This window comes from Providencia sp. PROV175 (assembly GCF_032707045.1).
GTDB classification, from domain to species: Bacteria; Pseudomonadota; Gammaproteobacteria; order Enterobacterales; family Enterobacteriaceae; genus Providencia; species Providencia hangzhouensis.
Genome location: NZ_CP120533.1, coordinates 3,532,299 through 3,551,597 on the forward strand (window position 1 = coordinate 3,532,299; position 19,299 = coordinate 3,551,597).

The 19,299-nt window shown below is 38.6% G+C and carries 12 protein-coding genes and 3 tRNA genes; 4 read left to right on the forward strand and 11 right to left on the reverse strand.

Annotated features, from left to right (window positions below; genetic code table 11):
* Positions 1-10: 10 nt before the first annotated feature.
* Complete coding sequence (gene mltA / locus P3L44_RS16065; RefSeq protein ID WP_140171599.1) at positions 11-1,132, reverse strand: murein transglycosylase A; 1,122 nt, start codon at positions 1,130-1,132, stop codon at positions 11-13.
* A gap of 232 nt (positions 1,133-1,364) precedes the next feature.
* Between mltA and P3L44_RS16070 the strand changes: the two genes are divergently transcribed.
* The 3 genes from P3L44_RS16070 to P3L44_RS16080 all read left to right on the forward strand — a co-directional run bounded on the left by P3L44_RS16070 (position 1,365) and on the right by P3L44_RS16080 (position 1,674).
* Positions 1,365-1,441: transfer RNA gene (locus P3L44_RS16070), tRNA-Met, on the forward strand.
* Between the two features lie 61 nt (positions 1,442-1,502).
* Positions 1,503-1,579 (forward strand) — tRNA-Met (locus P3L44_RS16075).
* An 18-nt stretch (positions 1,580-1,597) separates the two neighbouring features.
* Positions 1,598-1,674 (forward strand) — tRNA-Met (locus tag P3L44_RS16080).
* A 141-nt stretch (positions 1,675-1,815) separates the two neighbouring features.
* Here P3L44_RS16080 and amiC read toward each other — a convergent pair.
* Positions 1,816-3,066 carry an N-acetylmuramoyl-L-alanine amidase AmiC gene (gene amiC / locus P3L44_RS16085; protein WP_004257585.1) on the reverse strand — a complete coding sequence of 417 codons (1,251 nt, stop codon included), beginning with the start codon at positions 3,064-3,066 and terminating at the stop codon, positions 1,816-1,818.
* A 362-nt stretch (positions 3,067-3,428) separates the two neighbouring features.
* On the opposite strand from amiC, the gene argA reads away from it, so the two are divergent.
* Positions 3,429-4,772: an amino-acid N-acetyltransferase gene (argA, locus tag P3L44_RS16090; protein ID WP_036957996.1), complete on the forward strand. Its 1,344-nt coding sequence runs from the start codon at positions 3,429-3,431 to the stop codon at positions 4,770-4,772.
* A gap of 104 nt (positions 4,773-4,876) precedes the next feature.
* Here argA and P3L44_RS16095 read toward each other — a convergent pair whose 3' ends face one another.
* Genes P3L44_RS16095 through P3L44_RS16135 form a run of 9 tightly spaced genes read right to left on the reverse strand, consistent with a single transcriptional unit; the run spans position 4,877 to position 19,126 of the window.
* Positions 4,877-5,446, reverse strand: a complete 570-nt coding sequence (locus tag P3L44_RS16095; RefSeq protein WP_140171598.1) for a hypothetical protein — start codon at positions 5,444-5,446, stop codon at positions 4,877-4,879.
* Positions 5,447-5,499: 53 nt separating this feature from the next.
* Positions 5,500-7,347: an exodeoxyribonuclease V subunit alpha gene (gene recD / locus P3L44_RS16100; RefSeq protein WP_272661626.1), complete on the reverse strand. Its 1,848-nt coding sequence runs from the start codon at positions 7,345-7,347 to the stop codon at positions 5,500-5,502.
* A complete protein-coding gene (gene recB, locus P3L44_RS16105; RefSeq protein ID WP_272661625.1) occupies positions 7,347-10,955 on the reverse strand; it encodes an exodeoxyribonuclease V subunit beta in 3,609 nt (1,202 codons plus the stop codon). Before recB ends, recD begins: the two co-directional genes overlap by 1 nt.
* The gene (gene ptrA, locus P3L44_RS16110) at positions 10,952-13,849 is read right to left on the reverse strand and encodes a pitrilysin (RefSeq protein WP_272661624.1); all 2,898 of its coding nucleotides are present in this window, start codon (positions 13,847-13,849) and stop codon (positions 10,952-10,954) included. The genes recB and ptrA overlap by 4 nt, the downstream gene beginning before the upstream one ends.
* 17 nt (positions 13,850-13,866) lie before the next feature.
* Positions 13,867-17,241: an exodeoxyribonuclease V subunit gamma gene (gene recC / locus P3L44_RS16115; RefSeq protein WP_272661623.1), complete on the reverse strand. Its 3,375-nt coding sequence runs from the start codon at positions 17,239-17,241 to the stop codon at positions 13,867-13,869.
* Complete coding sequence (locus P3L44_RS16120) at positions 17,219-17,605, reverse strand: prepilin-type N-terminal cleavage/methylation domain-containing protein (RefSeq protein ID WP_140171593.1); 387 nt, start codon at positions 17,603-17,605, stop codon at positions 17,219-17,221. Before P3L44_RS16120 ends, recC begins: the two co-directional genes overlap by 23 nt.
* Positions 17,605-18,045 (reverse strand): DUF2509 family protein, encoded by a 441-nt coding sequence (locus P3L44_RS16125; protein ID WP_004257609.1) that lies wholly within the window; start codon positions 18,043-18,045, stop codon positions 17,605-17,607. Before P3L44_RS16125 ends, P3L44_RS16120 begins: the two co-directional genes overlap by 1 nt.
* Entirely contained in the window at positions 18,042-18,647 is a 606-nt protein-coding gene (locus tag P3L44_RS16130) for a prepilin peptidase-dependent protein (protein WP_272661622.1), read from the reverse strand. Before P3L44_RS16130 ends, P3L44_RS16125 begins: the two co-directional genes overlap by 4 nt.
* On the reverse strand, positions 18,641-19,126 hold the full coding sequence (locus P3L44_RS16135) for a prepilin-type N-terminal cleavage/methylation domain-containing protein (RefSeq protein WP_272661621.1): 486 nt from the start codon (positions 19,124-19,126) through the stop codon (positions 18,641-18,643). The genes P3L44_RS16130 and P3L44_RS16135 overlap by 7 nt, the downstream gene beginning before the upstream one ends.
* Positions 19,127-19,299: the final 173 nt, after the last annotated feature.

Consider the following 19,299-nt stretch of genomic DNA (forward strand, 5'->3'; position numbering starts at 1 on the left):
AAAACTGTAACTACATTGAACCAAATAGCGGCTGGCTTTTTTTCAGCACCCAAACTCGCCCGTAATGGTTATAAAAACCGGCCATTTTTCCGGCTTCATGGCCTATACCGTGGTAAATATCAAAATGATGCCCTTTAATCGCACCACCAACATCCAAGGCTATCATCATACGCATTTCGTACTGCCCCGTAAATTTCCCATTATTATCTAACACAGGGATCTCCGCGAGTAAGGCTGTTCCCGGTGGAATGAGGGTTTTATCTGATGCAACAGATGCTTTAGCAATTAAAGGAACCGCACTTGCGCCTCTAACGGGGACAAATGATTGCGGTTTAAAAAATACAAATGACGGATTTTCTTCTAATAGCTGGCGAACTTCTTGCTCGCTATGCTGATTCGTCCAATCATGGATAGCTTGTAATGACATTTGGCTCAAAGGAACTTCACCGCGGTCTACCAGCACTTTTCCGATACTTTTATAGGCGTGACCATTTTTACCTGCATAACCAAAGAAATTCAGTGGGCTGCCATCCCCAAAATCAACATAACCACTTCCCTGAACTTCCATCATAAAATTTTCAACCGGCGAATTACTATAAGCTAAAATTAAATGATCACTCAGGGCACCATTATAAATTGCCGCTCGGCTAGGTAAGCGTGTTTTTCCTTTTGGCGGCATACCGTACAACGGATAACGAAATTCACCTTGAGCCATACGGCGCGCCTCGATCACAGGCGTGTAATACCCTGTAAATTGTACGTTTCCATAATTATCAGCGCCTTCCATTTGGAAAGCGGTTAAATTGAAATTTGCCAATTGAGCCGGGTTCCCCCCCGCCATCAACCAGTTTTCTATAGCATGATAGGTATCGTTGTTATTTTTAAACAATCGCGGTGATGCATTTTTAATTTCATTAACTTGTTGATTAAAATCTGGCGCATTTATTGGTCGCCCCTGTACATTCACTTGATTTACTTTCTGTAAATCTTGCACTAAGCGACCATCTTTATATTGTTGGCCTTTATCCGTTGGATGGGTTTGGCATCCAGCTAATAAGGAAAGAAATACGCTGGTTACTAACCATTTTTTTACTATTTGTTTATTGACGATTTTTGTTAGCCCTATATTCATGCTCTACCACCCAAATAAATCCAACAATCCAATATGAAGCGCACAATAGCAAACCCAATTAGGGAATGAAACGTGTAAATATATTTAGTTAGGTTATTTTCCTCTCTCTACTCACTAAAGAGCAAAAAACAGCCAGACAGAACAGATTTTGTTCTGTAAATGCTAAATTTTGAAAAAAAAACACGAAAAAACTTGCATCAGATCTCATCCCGAGTATAGTGCCCGCATCGGACGCGGGGTGGAGCAGCTTGGTAGCTCGTCGGGCTCATAACCCGAAGGTCGTTGGTTCAAATCCAGCCCCCGCAACCAATTACTGATTAAATCAGTAAATTAACAAAAAATCTGCAGTATAAAGTCGTAAAAATTCAGTCGCGGGATGGAGCAGCATGGTAGCTCGTCGGGCTCATAACCCGAAGGTCGTTGGTTCAAATCCAGCTCCCGCAACCAATTTTTTACCTCTTCAGTCGCGGGGTGGAGCAGCATGGTAGCTCGTCGGGCTCATAACCCGAAGGTCGTTGGTTCAAATCCAGCCCCCGCAACCAATTCTTTCAAATACCCTTTCTAATTCAATTACCTTTTTAGTACCACTATAATAAATTCTATTTTTACCCATCGATAAAAACAAAAAAAGGCGACTCACACACGTTTATCACCTTTCTTTATTTTAATCTGATTTAAATTAATTAGTTGCGAATTGCTAATGCACCGCCATTACGGAAATAAGCTTTTACCCCTTCAAAAATGGATTCTGCCATTTGTTGTTGGAATTTAGCTGTTTTCAATTTCCGCTCTTCTTCTAAATTACTAATAAAAGCCGTTTCAACGAGAATTGATGGGATCTCTGGAGCCTTCAACACCGCGAACCCGGCTTGATCAACTCTGTTTTTATGCAACTTGTTAACTTTTCCCATCCGTTTTAGTACTTCGTCACCAAATTTCAAACTGTCGTTAATCGTCGCTGTTTGCACGAGATCAAACATCGTATGGTCGAGATACACATCTCCACTTTTACTCACACCGCCCACTAAGTCCGCTTCGTTTTGTGTTTGTGCTAGGTAGCGAGCCGTATTACTGGTCGCACCTTTCGTTGATAACGCAAAAACAGAAGAACCGCGGGCTGAACGGTTAGTAAACGCATCTGCATGAATTGAAACGAATAAATCAGCCTGCATTTTACGTGCTTTCGCCACTCGGACTTTTAACGGAATAAAGACATCTTCATTACGAGTCATATAGGAACGCATTTTAGGGTCTTTATCTATCAAAGCTTTTAAGCGCCGTGCGATCTGTAAAACCACATCTTTTTCACGTGTCTTATATTTGCCTATCGCACCAGGGTCTTCACCACCATGCCCTGGGTCGATCATAATAATAATGGGGCGATCCGTTCCTGCTTTTCCAGGCTTCTTCGCTTGAGCAGGCATGCTTTCCTCAAGATCACCTTTATTATAATCCTCAAGTAATGCCAATAGAGGATCATCATTGGTGTCAACACCTTTACCTGGATAAAAATCAAGAACTAAGCGGTGCTTAAATTCCGCAACAGGGGCCATCGAGAAGAATTGAGGACTAACTTTATTTTTAACTTCAAATACCAAGCGAACCGTTTTCGGATCAAATTGCCCAACTCTAACCAGTTTAAGGTAAGGATCACGTGTTTGAATTTGGGTTCCCATATCCTTTAATACATTATTTAACTGCACCCCTTCAAGATCGACCACAATACGCTCAGGGTTATTAAGCACAAACTGGCGGTACTTCAATGGAGTACTAGATTCCAATGTTACCCGGGTATAGCTGGATGCAGGCCAAATGCGCACAGCCACCACGCTGCTACTCGCAGAAAAACCGAATGGGCTAATGCTCAGTAACATAACTGCAGCTGCGCCCTGAATAAAACGACGCTTCGATGGGTTGTGATCTTGGTGACTCATCAATAATTCCGAACCTAGAACTGAAAAATAAAGTGATTTTAGGATAATTGCTAATAATTAGACTTGAAATACGCACTCTAACTAATCATTTGCACTCTGTCATTAAGAATATATCAAAGCATCTATAGAGTTACATTAATGAGTATAACCTAATCATACCGAGAGAAAATATTTGTGAGTGACTTTCTGTGTCAATTTTATGCAATTTAATTTTCGTAGAGTATATCTAGTTAAATTTAGAGATATGTAAACGATAAAAATAAAAATGTTACTTTTTTTATCCCATCTTTTACTTGATATTTCCCAACAAAAAGAATAAAAATACATTATTAACGAATAAAAATTCAATTAAGAGGATTGTTATGAAAGAGCGCAGCACCGAGTTGGTTGATGAGTTTCGCCATTCGGTCCCTTATATAAACGCCCACCGCGGCAAAACATTCATTATTATGCTTGGTGGTGAAGCGATTGCGCATGAAAATTTTCCTAGTATTGTCAATGATATAGGATTATTGCATAGTTTAGGCATCCGAATTATTGTCGTTTATGGTGCTAGGCCTCAAATTGAGGATATCTTAGCTGAACACAAATATGATGCGGTTTATCATAAACATACTCGCGTAACAGATGCGAATACACTTGAATATGTAAAACAAGCTTCTGGAGCTTTACAATTAGATATCACGGCTCGGTTATCTATGAGCTTAGGTAATACCCCGCTTCAAGGCGCACATATTAATGTGGTTAGTGGTAATTTCGTTATTGCTCAACCTCTAGGGGTTGATGATGGCATTGATTATTGCCACAGCGGAAGAATCCGCCGTATTAATGAAGAAGCCATTAATAATCAGTTAGATAATGGTTCCATTGTGTTGATTGGGCCGGTTGCAGTCTCAGTCACAGGAGAAAGTTTTAATCTGACCTCTGAAGAAATTGCAACTCAATTAGCAGTAAAAATGAAAGCGGAAAAACTGATCGGTTTTTGCTCCTCACAAGGTGTAGTAGATAAAGAAGGCAATATTTTGTCCGAATTATTCCCAAATGAAGCAGAAAACCGTATTCAAGAGCTGGAATCTGAGGGCGATTACTACTCAGGAACCGTGCGTTTTCTACGTGGAGCCGCAAAAGCTTGTCGCCGGGGTGTCCGCCGTAGCCACCTATTGAGCTACCAAGAAAATGGTTCTTTAATTCAAGAATTATTCTCTCGCGATGGTATTGGTACCCAAATAGTCATGGAAAGCGCGGAACAAATCCGCCGTGCAAACATTAATGATATTGGTGGAATATTAGAACTTATTCGCCCATTAGAGCAGCAAGGGATTTTAGTTAGACGTTCACGTGAGCAATTAGAAATGGAAATTGATAAATTTACCATTATTGAACGTGATAACTTAGTCATCGCTTGCGCAGCGCTTTACCCTTACCCAGAAGAAAAATTAGGTGAAATGGCATGTGTCGCTGTTCATCCTGATTACCGTAGTTCATCTAGGGGAGAGGAGTTACTGCACCGTATTGCCGTACAAGCAAAACAATTTGGTTTAGACAAGCTATTTGTACTAACAACTCGTAGCATCCATTGGTTTCAAGAGCGTGGCTTTACCCCCGCGGAGATTGAGATGTTACCAATGAAAAAACAGGCTTTATATAATTACCAGCGCCGCTCTAAAATATTGATTTTAGATTTAAAAAACCAAGCTGATAAGTAAATATTAGAACATTCAAAATGATCACTATTTAGTCAATTACTTTAACCCCAAACTATACAAGGATGCATAGTTTGGGCTATGGCTTTAACACAAATGAATAGCCACTAAGCTATCTGAATAACCCTTGCTTTTTCACACAAAGGAATGGAGTCTAAATGCGGTTGTATTGCAGCTTTCATCTCAGCGAAAGAAGTACCATAAAAATAAAATGCCGTTTCTGTCGGGCCATCCCAGACCCCGTGAATACTCCCAATATCTTCCACTGCTTCATCTAGAGTATCGAATACTTCATTGATATCCCCATTTTCATAAACGTCATCAGCGAGCTCTGTCCCGTTGAAATAAATAGCCATGCCTTCATCTGCCCCAAAATCGATTCGAACATCTTCGCCATGAATGAATAAACGAGAGCCCTTTGGAGCTAACATTGAAGAAAAAAGCTGAATAATTAAACTGATATTTTCGTCACTAGCTTCTTCAAGTGCTATTTCTATATCGCATTCTTGCGCTTCGCCATTATCACTTAATAATGTTCCACCACCTGTAACATGGATATTTTTACCCATGCTTTTCATGACTTCATTAAATGCATCTTCTAAATCACCACGCCTAATCGGTTCAAGTCTTGCATTTAATGTTACTGTAATTGCCGTCATTGCTTGCTGGTTATCCATCTCATTACCTTTACTTTTGGGTTAAATATTCACGTAACTTACATATAAACTAGTCACATTAATTGGGTCGCTAAACCACTTCGCCGCTTGGTTGGTGTTTCAACTGCTCGACGTAATACCTTTGGGCTGCCATAAAGAGATAGCTCTTTTTTAGCTCGAGTTATCGCCGTATACACAAGCTCACGGGTCATTACGGGAGAATATACATTTGGTAAAACTAATGCGGTATGAGCAAACTCCGAACCTTGTGATTTATGAACGGTCATTGCATAAGCTGTTTCATGTTGTGGAAGTCGGTTAGGTTGTACCCCACGAATAGTCCCATCTGAAAATTGAAAATAGGCTCTCAGTGCATTTTCTTCATCCGGTAAAATGATGCCTATATCCCCATTAAAGAGTCCTAATGGGCTGTCATTACGGCTAATCATAATTGGTCGGCCTGCATAGTGTTTATTCAATAAATTATATGGACGGTTTATTATCCCTTGCCTATGAAATAATTTTTCCAATTTATCGTTAAGGCCAATGACGCCAAAAGGGCCTTCTCGCAGAGCTGTTAGTACCCGATATTGGTTAAATTTTTTCAAAACTTGCTCAGGATCTTCTTTATTTTTAACCGCTAGTAGATATTCCTTATAATTTTCAGCGGCATCTAATAAAATTTTCGCGTAATCATCTGCGGTTTCTTGAATATAACTATGTACATCTGGCCGCTGCTGATTTAGTAACTGTTGAACTCTAGAAACATTACCTTCATTTACAGCAAAAGCGAGTTGGCCAATCCCTGAATCTGCCGAAAAACGGTAGCTTTTACGTAGCAAACATAGGCTATCACGAATAACTGGGCCGCTTGGTGATGCATAAGATTCAACTGAATGCCCTGTTAACTCCGAAAGTTGGGACGCTCTTTCTGCACTATAACCGTTATCAGCAAACTGACAGATATCCCCTAATACTGCCCCTGCCTCGACTGAGGCTAATTGGTCTTTATCACCTAGAAATATTAACTTTGCATTTTCAGGTAATGACTCAAGTAATTTGCTCATCATGGGTAAATCTACCATTGAGGCTTCATCAACAATCAGTACATCAAGAGATAAACGATTATCTCGGTTATAGCGAAACTGCTGGCTCTCAGGTTGAGCCCCTAGTAAACGGTGCAATGTTTTTGCATGATTAGGCAAAACAGCGCGTTCTTCATCGGTTAAAGGCATTTTTTTCATCGCCTCGCCGAGGGACTCCGTCAACCTAGCTGCCGCCTTACCGGTTGGAGCCGCCAACTCTATTCTAATTTTATGGTGATACTTAGTTTCAAGTTTAATTAATGCAGCAAGGATACGCGCAACTGTTGTGGTTTTTCCTGTTCCTGGCCCCCCTGATATAATTGACACCTTACTCGTTACAGCAACTGCTGCTGCAACTTTTTGCCAATCTATATCATCAGTAATGGGAAATAAGCTGTCTAGTACATTCTTAATTTGAACATTATTTTGCTTATCTATTAATGTATTAGAGAAAAATTTCGCAACATACTGCTCATATTGCCACATCCGTTGAAAATATAAGTATTCCCCTGAAAGCACCAAAGGAGAGATTTTGTTTTCTGTTGATAATGACACTGCATTTGCTTGTCTGAGCGTTTGATAGAGCTCTTGCTCACTCGGCTCTCCCATTTTTTGCCAAAACGCAGTTGCTAACTCTGGGTGCCTTCCCGCAAACAATTTTTCGGGGTCAACATCCTCCAGTGCTAGGCAAACGTGCCCAACCATAGTTTCTGCGCTAAGGAGTGCGGCAATCATAAGTACTATAGGACACTTATCATCAGAAATGCTGTAAGCAAATTGCACATCTAGAGGTGTAAAGATATGCTTCTCAATAGCTTGATTAAATAGGGATTTCATTAAGTTGCTTCCCCTTGCTGAACATTTTTAAATAAGCTATCTAACGCTTCAATAAAAGGCTCTATAGGGCGATAAAAGAAAATGCCGTTACTTGAGTGAATATTATCTATGCCTCGTAAAAATAAATAATAAACGCCACCAAAATGAGTTTCATAATCATAATTAGGCATTCTTTGCTTGAGGTAACGATGTAACGCTAACGAATATAGTTGATATTGCAAATCATAGCGGTGGTCTATCATCGCTTCAGCCATGGCTTCTTGGGTATAAAAACTGGCATCTTTCCCTAAATAATTTGATTTATAATCAAGAAGATAAAATTTGCCTTTCCAGTAAAAGGTGAGGTCAATAAACCCCTTTAAAATACCCTGAACTTTCTCAAAGTTTAGTGGAGGACAACGTTGTGATAATGGGTCATATTGGTGCGTTATCTTATCTAAATGACTGGCACTCAATAGAGAATCAATAGGGAGATAAAACTGCATTTCATCCAATTGGTCTTGAGCCTGTAACGCAGATAAGCATAACCCGTCTTCTGATAGTGGTGCCTGTACAATTACATTCAGCCATTCTTGCAGCATTGGTGCCCACTGCAAGTCAAACCCTGAGGACTCAAGTTTTTCAGACAACCATTCTTGAGAAACATGCCCACTAAAATCAATCTCCTCCATCAAGCTATGCAAAAATGTTCCCGGTGATGCACCTTTAGGAAATTGATGAGGAGTTAGGATAAGAGACTCGTCATCCTGTTGCTCCACATCAACACTAGCCTCAATATCCATATTAGGGGCTAATGAATTAGCAAATTGCAATGCTGAAACTGATTCTTCTGATTCAGTATGGCTTGAACCGTAACTTAACCCAGAATAGCTGGTAACACGCCAATGGTCATTAAAATGACGAGTCACTGCTCTTGCCGATAAGTTTACGCTATCATTTTGTTCTAACAATACGCGTTCCGATTTAGGCTGATTAATCACTGCAACATCAATAACGTCATTGCTAATTTCAGCCAGTATATCATTCAGTAGTAGGCTATCTCCTGCTTGCCCTTTTTGGATGACGTAACCCAGCGCAGATAAGTGTAAATCGGTTTCACCACTTTTTTTTCTGTTACCTTTAATTAATGGTGCAATACCGACACTACAGTGATAGATAGCCCTTGTGAGTGCTACATATAATAAGCGTAGGTCTTCTGCTAAACGCTCTTCATCAGCTAGAGCAACATTTTCTTCACTATCGTTTAAATCTAGCCGTACTGCATAATCCGTTCTATCGTGATATAAACCTTTAGATTGGGGTAGAAAATTGCTCGCAAAAGGCAACCAAACAATCTTATATTCAAGGCCCTTAGATTTATGTATGGTACTGATCTGCACCAAATGTTTATCACTTTCAAGACGCATTTGTTGTACGTCAGATTGATGATCAGGATGGGCAATTTGTTGCGCTAGCCAACGTGTTAGTGTGTGCTCACCTTCAAGCTGTAATGACATTTCTTGTAACAGCTCACCAATATGCATCACATCCATTAAGCGACGCTCTCCATCAGCACCTGATAACAACGTTTCTGCAATTTGCCTCTGCGCCATGACCATTCTAAGCATGGGGAGCACGCCTCGTTTTTGCCACACCATGCCATAACGAGCAAATTCATCTACAATTTTTTCCCACGATTTTTCATCATGGTTTAGGTCATCAATTTGTTTAGCGGTTAAACCCAATATTCCTGTCGCTAATGCACTGCGTAAAACACGTTCTTTTTCTGGTGTTAAAACTGCCTGTAGTAACCACAGTAAATCTCTCGCTTCTGGTGTTGAAAATACACTTTCCCGATTAGATTGAAACACAGAAGGGATATTTAACCGATTTAAAGCATCACGAATCAATACTGCTTCACGTCGGCTACGAACCAACACAGTAATATCAGAAGCCTCTACAGGAGTATGTGTTCCTCTATTATCAAAATAGCTACTACCCTGAAACCCGCCTTGTAAATATTGTGCGATTTGCACCGCACATTGTGAAGCTGTTGCCTGTTCATATTCAGCAACTGAGACACCTTCTGCCTCCACTTGCCAAAATGTAAGTGCTTTGACCACTTCGCCATCATGAATAAGTTTTTTACCGCTATTTTGCTTAGCGAAATTAACGGGTTGAAAAGGAATTTGCTCAAAAATAAATGGTGACTGACAGCGGCCAAATAAGTGATTAATAGCTTCAACCATATTTTGCGATGAACGATAGTTAGTCTCTAATGTGTAGTGAGCACTAACTTCATTTTTTGCTTCGATATAGGTGAAAATATCTGCGCCCCGAAAAGCATATATAGCTTGTTTAGGGTCGCCGATGAAAAGTAATGCGCTGTCATTAACTTCCCGATAAATTCTTTGAAAAATACGGTATTGCTGTGCATCTGTATCTTGAAACTCATCTATCATCGCAACAGGAAAGCGTCGACTAATAGCTTGAGCTAAAAATTTCCCACTTTCTTGAACAAGAGCACCGTCTAAACGGGTCAATAAATCATCAAACCCCATTTCACCACGATTATGTTTTTCATTAGTAATCGCTTCCCTCACCTCTGAAATGGCCAGTGGAATAACCAGATCTTTTAGAGTTAATGATTGAGAAAGTAGCTCATCTATACTTTGGAAAACAATATGTTCTGGCCCTAAGCCACTTTTTGATTTTTTATGTAATACCGTTTGTGAGAAACGTTCAAGATCTTTAGGAAGCTGATAATCTTCTGTTTTTTCTTGAGCCCATTCGCCTATTTTTATCAGCCATGTAGGTAGAAAACGAGTACTATAACTTCGTTTATCCACATCTGAATCAGCGATAAGTTTCTCAAAATCCGCTGAGTTTTCTAACCAGGCCGTTTTAACTGACTCAATTAACAAGATTAGCCGCTGATGCCGTTCTTCTAGAGTTTCTACTTGTTTCGGTTGGTTAATAATTAAAGGAATGTCACCCTGCAAGAAAGGTTTAATCTCCGAAAGTAATGCTTCAGGACTAGTCCACAGTGACTGAATGACTTTCGTCATGGAGTAATTCAGAGGATAAAAATGGCGGCGCCAAAAGTCTGCACAAGCTTGTTTTTGAATCGGAAATTCATCTTGAATCATTGTTTGTTCGAACAATACTCCCGACTCAAATGCATTATGAACTAGCATTCTTTGGCAAAAACCATGGATAGTATATATCGCGGCTTCATCCATTTGCCTTTCCGCTGCCTGCAACCATTGCGCAGCGAATTTTCTTTGGGATTCCCCCGAAAGCTCAGCTAATAATTCAAGATACTCAGGCTGCGACTCGAAACCAACGCCATTTCTTAAGCAAACTAAGCGCATATCATGAATACGTTGACGAATACGTCCCCGTAACTCATTCGTCGCAGCCTCAGTAAATGTTACAACTAAAATTTCTTCAACACTTAACGGCCTAGGAAACGCATTAACGCCTCCCAGACCTAATAAAAGCCGCAGATAAAGTATACCAATTGTATATGTTTTACCCGTTCCTGCAGATGCTTCGATTAACCGCTGCCCACGCAGAGGTAAGGAAAAAACATTCAGTAATTGGGACTCTACCTGCACTTTATTCACTCAGCATCTTCCTTTATTGGTAAAATCTTTTGCAACTGAGAAGCTGTTGGGTAAAGCACCCAATCTTTCAGATGAGCATACCCTACTTTAGTATCAACTCCTTGGCCTATAACTTGGGAGCTTACTGCTAACCCCTTGTGCTTTATAACTGCATTTTCATAATACTCAATGACTTGTTCTTTCGTTGCTGTCCCTAAAGTTGCAATAACTTTTTCACGAGTATCAAAACTGAAAATATTTCTCGAAAAATCAGATGAATAACGGCCTACCTCCTCATAGAATGTTTGAGGTGGTTGATTCATCTCCGTGATAATGGATTGTTTATATTGATTAAATTCATCTATCGGCAGCTTTTTCAGTTTCTCTAATGCTTGAAGATAAAATTGTTGGTAACGAGTATTCAAGTAACTCGGTGTTTTGGCATTACTTTGAATTAAAAAGCCCATTCCCCACTGATCCCCCAGCCCTGCTTTAAAAGCAAATACTGCGTAACCCAGTTGCTCATTGGTTCTTAATTGGTCATAAAACCAAGGCTGAATTACCTTAGAAAGAATACCTGATAATACTGCGCCATCAATGCGGCTATAACCGTCTGGAATAAAGATTTCAGCAAGTGCATTATCTGAGCTATTCCCCTGTTTATGGAAATCTGCTAGGTAATTTTTGTCGATAACTACAATATCACCACGCCACCAGTTGGTACCTTCGCTCTTTAATAATTGCTGTGCATCTTTAATAGTTTTAATGCTTTGCGACTCAGTCATATTACCAAAGACCAGCGCTTGTAATGCTGCACTTTTAACTATCATTTCACGGTAGTTAGTGATGTCTTGCAATGAAATTTTATCTAGCTCGGCTAAACGTTGTTCTTGTTCAAAATAAGGTACACTATTAATACGCTGAAGCGGCTGCATGGCTAGCTCATAAGCTTTCGCATTATTAGCAACTTCAATTTGCTCTTTATACCAAGATTTCGCTTGAACTAATTCTTGTTCCGTTGGCTCAAAATTCAGGTATAGCTTTATCATGGATAAAAAGAGTTCAGGTAAATGTTGGGTGTAACCACTGGCATTTAATTGCAGACCGATTCCCTGAGAAACAGAGACAGACATGCCAGCTACAGATGCCTGATATTGCAGTTCATCCATTTTCAATGAAGCGATATATTGTAATAAAGAGCCCGTTACTTGTTGCTTAGCATCTTTATCACCTTGGTTAGAACGTAATGATAAAGTGATACTCGCCTTTGGCTCATCTGCAAAATATTGACTTGGCATATATAACACTCGTGTATTGCCATCTTGATAGATGAATTCTGGGTGTTTATAAACCTTATCAGCTTTAATTAGTGATAAATTATCAGCAATATACGGGTTTAAAGCAGGTAATTTAAAATTCATTTTAGATTCTAAACTTGCCCAGGTTTTAAATTGTTTTGCTGTGATTTTATTGACCTGATACGGTGCATCGACAAAATAGGCTTTTTTGTTATTCGGTTCATTTGGACTAATAAACCAAATCCTCGCCTCTTGCGCAGTGAGCTCTGATAAACGCTGTTTAATCGCTTCAGGGTCATACTTATCTGCAATGTAATCTGAATCAAGAACATGATTAACAGGAACATCAATCATTTGGTCTGATAACCATTCAATGTAGTTCATATCCCTGACAATTGAACCATAACGGAATGATAAATTGAGAACTTTTGCTATTTCATCAAAGTAACTTTTATTGACCCCATCATTTTTAATTAACTCAAGATAAGAAAAGATAGCTGCAATAATTTCGTCTCTTTCTTGTAACCCTTTATCAGTCAATGTCACATAAATAGAGAATGAACCATAGTTTCTATCTAAATTTGGAGTGGCAGAGGCACTGATACCTTCAGCAAGCCCTTGCGATATTAACCAATCAGCCAATGTTCCGGGGCTTCTATTACCAATTAAGTAACTAATATAGTTGTCACTTTTACTGCGAAAATCTGCCATATTATTTTTAATACTGAATTCAATTTGTATGGCTTTTTGCGGTTGCGCTGGCACATAATGAATAATAATGCCTTTTTCATTATCCGTTACTGCTGGGATATTAACAGCGGGAACACTTGCGTTAAAATTAGGTATACGCCCAAATGTTTCCTGTGCAATATTCGCTAATGATTCGATAGATTGGTCGCCGTAAAGCACTGCATTCATTAGGTTTGCAGAATAATACTGCTTGTAAAAACCCACAAGCTCATCTTGTAGTTTGCTATTAGGTTTATCTTTCAGAGTCTCTAAATTCCCTCCCGAAAAACGTGAGTTCGGGTGTAATGGGTTCAATGTTTCAGAACGTACTTGCCATATACGCATCCCGTCACGAGAACGTGCCATTGTAAGTTCTGCATTAACTGCATTACGTTCTCTGTCTGCATTAATCGGGTCTAAAAGTGGCTCAGCTAATGCATCTGCAAGCCTATCCGTCGCTTCTTTTAATGCACCATTTTCAACTTCAAAGTAATAAGCAGTACGATGAGAAGCGGTACTTGCATTATGGCTACCACCGTGTTTTTGCAAAAATTCAGAGAAACTACTTGGCTCTGGGTACTTTTTGGAACCCATTAAAACCATATGCTCTAAATAATGAGCCAGCCCTAATTGGCTATTCGGGTTTTCAATACTACCAACAGGTATCGATACCGCAGCCAATGATTTTGTTGCTTTGGCATCTGATACCAATAAAACCGTCATATCATTACTAAGTTTGATGGCTTTATATTCCCTAGGGTCTCTTTCACTTTTATTTACTGTTTCAGGCAAAACTTGCCAAAGTGGTTGCTCTGCTATTGCTTGACCACCGAAAAAAATTATCAGTAATAAAAATAGATGAGCGATATTTTTGGATAAATATTGCATCCTTTGTTGCTCTCCTGTCATTTCAAGTATTTTGTCATCGGTAATAAAAACCGTTGAGTGTTTGATAACAAAGATTTAATCATCGCATCATCAATGCTTCTACAAGTTCTTGACACATAATCGTCTTCCATCTCACCTTTTTGCATCTGACTTCCTTGTAAGCTTTGGAGCAAAGCAGATAATGCTTTTTGTTGAATTTCTTCACTCGAAAAATCGTACTGTTTTGTCTTTTTATCAAAGCAAGCTTTAACCCAACTCCAACCACTTTGAGAAAGAAGAATTAACGGGGAATTAAACCCTTCACAATAGCCTACGACTAAATCTTGTAGATAAGCCAATGCATCTTCTTTGCTAATAGCAGAAAACTGCCAAATACTATTATCTCTTCCTAGTGCAAGGCTTTCCCCTTCACCAATTTGCGAGTTAAATAGCAAATGTTCCACCCATAGCTGTACCCCATCATTAGCAGTTAAGTAAGCCGGGCGATATCGTACCATTCCTGTTTCATGAATATTTTTCAATAAACCAGTAATTTTTATCCCATTTAACTGAAAATCTAATGGATAATCAAATAGCTGCATATCATATTCTTTAACTTTTTCAGCTAATGGCGATATCTCGTTCAACTGCTGTTCCCAAAAAAGTTGACCAAATTGCCTAGCAGGCAGCTGACCCGATGCTTTTAAAGCAGAATAAAAAGGCTCAATGTTCTTATCTTTGACAAGTAAATCTAAAATTTGATCATTAATTTTATATCGTTGTAATCTACCTAAGTTAAATGGCTCTTCTTCTGGCAGTTCGGTTTCTTCAATAGAAAAATGGACTTTCAAACGCTGTTGAAAAAATGCCCTGATAGGGTGACGATAAAATCGTAATAATTGTTCTAAAGAAATTTCAGTAATGGGCTCTCGAGTTTCAAGTATTGAACAAAATGGTTCATCAACTTTATTTGTTGTTTTTGCGGCAGGTAACCACTCACTCGCAAAACTCTGATAAGGCGTTTCAGGCAAGAAATTTTCTTTTGCGAATGGGACTCTATTATGCTGGATGACCAGATGCTCACTTAATCGTTTAGCGCTTTCATCAATAGTCAAAGTTTCATCACCAACTAAACAAAAGCTTTGGCAAATATAATCAATTAATTCAGTAACTAATACCGATGGATTACAAGGCTGATTATCACGAATAGAAAGCCCAATATAACTAACATAAAGTTGTTTAGATGCTGAATTCAATGCTTCTAAAAACAGATATCTATCATCATCCCGGCGTTTTCGGTCTCCACGCATAGGCTTTTCAGCCATCAAATCAAATCCTAATGGTGGTATATTTCGTGGATAAGCACCATCATTCATCCCCAGTAAGCAGACAACTTTAAATGGTACTGAACGCATTGGCATCAAAGTGCAAAAATTAACGGCTCCAGCCAAGAAACGTTGACTAATTTTTTCATCATCAAAGCGAACTGAAAGTTCATCACGAATTAAACGCAATGGAACTTGTTCTTCATATCCTGAAGTTATCGTATTATCAATGATTTGATGCCACTGTTCTGTTAATAGTGCGAGAACAAGTTCAGTTTCCCCATCAACCATAAAGTAGCTATCAAGTAGTTGCTGACAAAGTTCTTTCCACTCTTCAAGTAGGCGTTCTTGTGCTAATAAAGAGCGCCATTCTCTTAGTGTATTAATTAATAGCGCTAATTTCCCGGCAAGCTGGGCGGCTAAGCCACTACACTCATCATAAGGTAAAATACCATTCCACGGGCCATTTCTGCTATCCATTGCATAGCCAAGCAACATTCTACTTAAGCCAAATTCCCATGTATTTTGCCCTATCACTGGTAAAGCAAAAGAACGTACATTATCGTCATCAAGCCCCCAGCGGATCCCTGATTCATTAACCCAGCGGCGTAATAAACTTAACTCGCTTTCATCAATACCAAAACGTTGAGAAAAAGCAGAAACTTCAAGTAGGCTAAGAACTTGCTCCGTTGAAAAACGACTCTGAGGTAAGTCGAGTAGCATAATAAATGCTTGTAAAATTGGGTGAGCTTGCAGTGCTTTTCTATCTGAAATTGAAAATGGGATATAACGAGTTGATGCCGTATTACCAAAAACAGCCTGAATATAGGGTGCATAGCTGTCAATATCGGCCACCATGACTATCACATCACGCGGTGTTAGCGATGAATCTTGCTCAAAGAGAGAAAGCAAATGATCTTGTAATACTTCAACTTCCCGCTGTGCGCTATGACATAAATGGAATGTTATCGAATCATCTAGCTCATTGATTGGTCGTTTACCAATACTCGTTTCATAATTTTCTAATGTTGTCCCTAATTGAGCATGGTTTTCGAGATCTAAAATATCCTGCTGAACATTCTCTAATAAATTGGCTCGTTCAGTATCAACATAGGCCGAAATTTCATTCGCATTATCGATTTGAGAAATAAAGTATAGGTTGTCTCTACCTAACCTTCCCCACGAGGCGAGTAGTGGATTTGCGATATCCTGTTCGCCATTTTCATTAAATAAATTAGGAATATGCTCTTCGAGTTTAAAGCGTGAAATTTCATGTTTATCAAGATAATGACGAAGTTTCCTTTGCTGCAACCTAGCTAAAAACGACGCGCTTTGAATGTCCCCCCAATAATAGCGACATGGGTTAGTGAACATTAAATGAACATCTGTATGTTCTGCTATTGCATTGATAGCTTGTAGATAAACAGGTGGAAGAGATGAGATACCGCAAATAAAAATACGCTTTGGCAGCAATTTTCCTAAATCAGGGTTCAATGATAATGTATCAATAAAATGTTGATATAAATTAGCTCGATGCCAAGGTGGCTGTTTTAGTTCATTTGAATATTCAACAAGGCACTGCCATAGACGTTTTTGCCATAGTTGATTTTCACTTAGCCCCTCTATTAGTTCATTTTTTTGCCATACTCCAACCCATTGTGGGCGATAAACCAAATATTGGTCAAATAAATCAGCAATCCTACCAGCAAGCTGATGAAGTTTACGTTTATCTGTATCTTCTTGAAGATAATGCTTTAAAGGTTCAAATTCTTCCTCATTAATGACAGTTGGCAATATTGTCATTAGTTTCCATGTCATAGCTTGCTTGGTATAAGCGCTTTCTTTTGGAATATCCGGTAAGACTCGCCTAAACATGTCCCAAATGAACGTTGCTGGTAAGGGATAGCTAATATTTGCAGCAATACCAAACTGCTTAGCAAGTTCGATTTGCAGCCATTGTGACATTCCAGGGCTTTGTACTAAAATTATTTCTTGCTCAAAAGGGTGAGAAAGTGGTTCATTTTTCATTAAATGAGTCATTAGATCTTTTAATAAATCTAATTGATTAGAATGATACACTTGAAACATAGTACTCTCCTGTTGAGCAATACCAACGGCTTAATGAAAATGGCTGTTTTTTTATCGTTAACGATACCATTAACTCAGTACAGTTATCGGCTCGCGGTAAGCGAGTTGTTTGTATTTTCCACTCAGGGTAACGCAAATTTGGATCTATGGAAGAATTTTTCTCCCCTGATATTGGTTCCCCTAACATTGAGCTTTTCTCTAATGTACTATGTAACACTCTAATGGCCGAAGAATTCATATACAATTTATTAAAATTCAATATGATATATTGCGAATAGTTTACCAAAGCTACCAGTGAAATAGCAAAAATAACCACGCCAATCATTGCCTCTACTAATGCAAATCCTTGCTGCTTTGTTTTCATTAGCAAAATCCTTTTTTTATCACTGGGCAATAATCTAACCACCCTTTTTTACGAGAGAAAAACTGTTGCTTATTTGCATCCCATACTACCCATCGATAAACTTTAATATCATTCCCTAAGAGATAATGACTTTGCCCCGACAGCACGAAATCCGCCCCTTTGTAATGTTTTAAGCAACTTTTCCATTGTTGATTTTCCTCTTTCTGGCAAACCCAACGCTTTAATCCTCTATATTGACTATCCCAATGTAATGTTCCCCCCCAAGCAAGAGCTGACTCTGCTTTATTAAAAGCATCGAAATATTTAATTTCCTTATGCAACTCATCCCGAGCTCGTTCTTGGAAAAAATGCACCGATTTAATCAATAATGTGCCTATTGTGATAAAAATAATAACCATAAGCAGAGAAACGTTTCCCTGTTGTTGCTCTATATTCTTCATAGATTTCTAACTAAGACCGCTATTCGGTAATTAAATGTTTGATTAGGTAATAACTCTGTTTTAAGGCTTATTTCCATTTCAAGTAATTGGGTATTTTCCCGCCAATCAAATGCTAATTTTTTAACTTTGATTAGCTTCTCATCAAATAATGATTGCCAACGAGTCCCATCACAATTTCGGACATTTCGATTGGACTCTAATTTTTCATTATTTAACCGATAACCAAAATAATCAGAATCTTTAGATTTGGATTTAATATCTTCCCACCTACCCGATAAATCTTGGTCATAAGCAAAAATAATGCACGAGTTATTCCCTTTGCTTAAAAATTTTGATGTGATTTTTAAAGGTTCTTCACCACAATTTAGGCTACTACAGTAACCTATCCTTCTAAAATCTTTTTCCATATTTATCAATGTTTGCCTTATATCCTTGTCTATTTGGTATTGAATGTAAGTTCGATAGGTTTGCTTAAATAATGTAGGAATAGCACTCATCGCTGATACACAAACAATGCTACTGATAGCCATTGCCATTAATATTTCAATGAGTGTAAATCCCTGCTGTTTTTTTAATTTATCGCTATTTAAGGGATTCAACATTTAGGTACCCCTGTCATTTTTTTATGACTACAGCTTCTAATACGGCCTAATGAAGAAATATAAATTGTGATTTGCTGATCCTGATTTTTTAGCTCTATGCTAAAAGCACGGATTATTCCCTGCTTACCATACAGCTGAATTGAAGTACGGCTTGCTTTACTAAGTTCTATTCCTTGGTGCCTTTTTGCTGTTAACTTGCCAACCTCTTGCTTGCTGTTCGCATCTTTAACATCAAGCTGCCAATCATTTCTACCAGCCTTAACGGATAATATTTGATACCTATTTAAATAGACACCTTCTGTCATTTGGCTATAAATAAACTCAGATACTTGCCTAGCCGCATCGATTAACCGCTGCCTTTCTACTTGCTGTTGCCATTGATATAAACCAGAAAAAATAACAAAAGAACAAATAAATAAAACAATCATAATCTCAATTAAGGTGAAACCACGCTGCGTTGTATTTAATTCAACTTTCATTTTGTTGTGACTCCACTTTTTATATGCAAGACAGAGATTGCCAAAAAAAATCTGTCTAGCGAGGTTTGTCATTACAAACTGCATAACGCTTCGCAACAAAATAAATAAATGCATAACAATACAAGTCAATTTGCGAGCTGCTTCGCAAAGAAATAGTTAATTCAAAATAAATG

Excerpts from the sequence above, each read along its gene's own strand:
- mltA (WP_140171599.1), bottom strand. The coding sequence starts at position 1,132 with ATGAATATAGGGCTAACAAAAATCGTCAATAAACAAATAGTAAAAAAA.
- amiC (WP_004257585.1), bottom strand. The coding sequence starts at position 3,066 with ATGAGTCACCAAGATCACAACCCATCGAAGCGTCGTTTTATTCAGGGC.
- argA (WP_036957996.1), top strand. The coding sequence starts at position 3,429 with ATGAAAGAGCGCAGCACCGAGTTGGTTGATGAGTTTCGCCATTCGGTC.
- P3L44_RS16095 (WP_140171598.1), bottom strand. The coding sequence starts at position 5,446 with ATGGATAACCAGCAAGCAATGACGGCAATTACAGTAACATTAAATGCA.
- recD (WP_272661626.1), bottom strand. The coding sequence starts at position 7,347 with ATGAAATCCCTATTTAATCAAGCTATTGAGAAGCATATCTTTACACCT.
- ptrA (WP_272661624.1), bottom strand. The coding sequence starts at position 13,849 with ATGCAATATTTATCCAAAAATATCGCTCATCTATTTTTATTACTGATA.
- recC (WP_272661623.1), bottom strand. The coding sequence starts at position 17,241 with ATGTTTCAAGTGTATCATTCTAATCAATTAGATTTATTAAAAGATCTA.
- P3L44_RS16120 (WP_140171593.1), bottom strand. The coding sequence starts at position 17,605 with ATGAAAACAAAGCAGCAAGGATTTGCATTAGTAGAGGCAATGATTGGC.
- P3L44_RS16125 (WP_004257609.1), bottom strand. The coding sequence starts at position 18,045 with ATGAAGAATATAGAGCAACAACAGGGAAACGTTTCTCTGCTTATGGTT.
- P3L44_RS16130 (WP_272661622.1), bottom strand. The coding sequence starts at position 18,647 with ATGTTGAATCCCTTAAATAGCGATAAATTAAAAAAACAGCAGGGATTT.
- P3L44_RS16135 (WP_272661621.1), bottom strand. The coding sequence starts at position 19,126 with ATGAAAGTTGAATTAAATACAACGCAGCGTGGTTTCACCTTAATTGAG.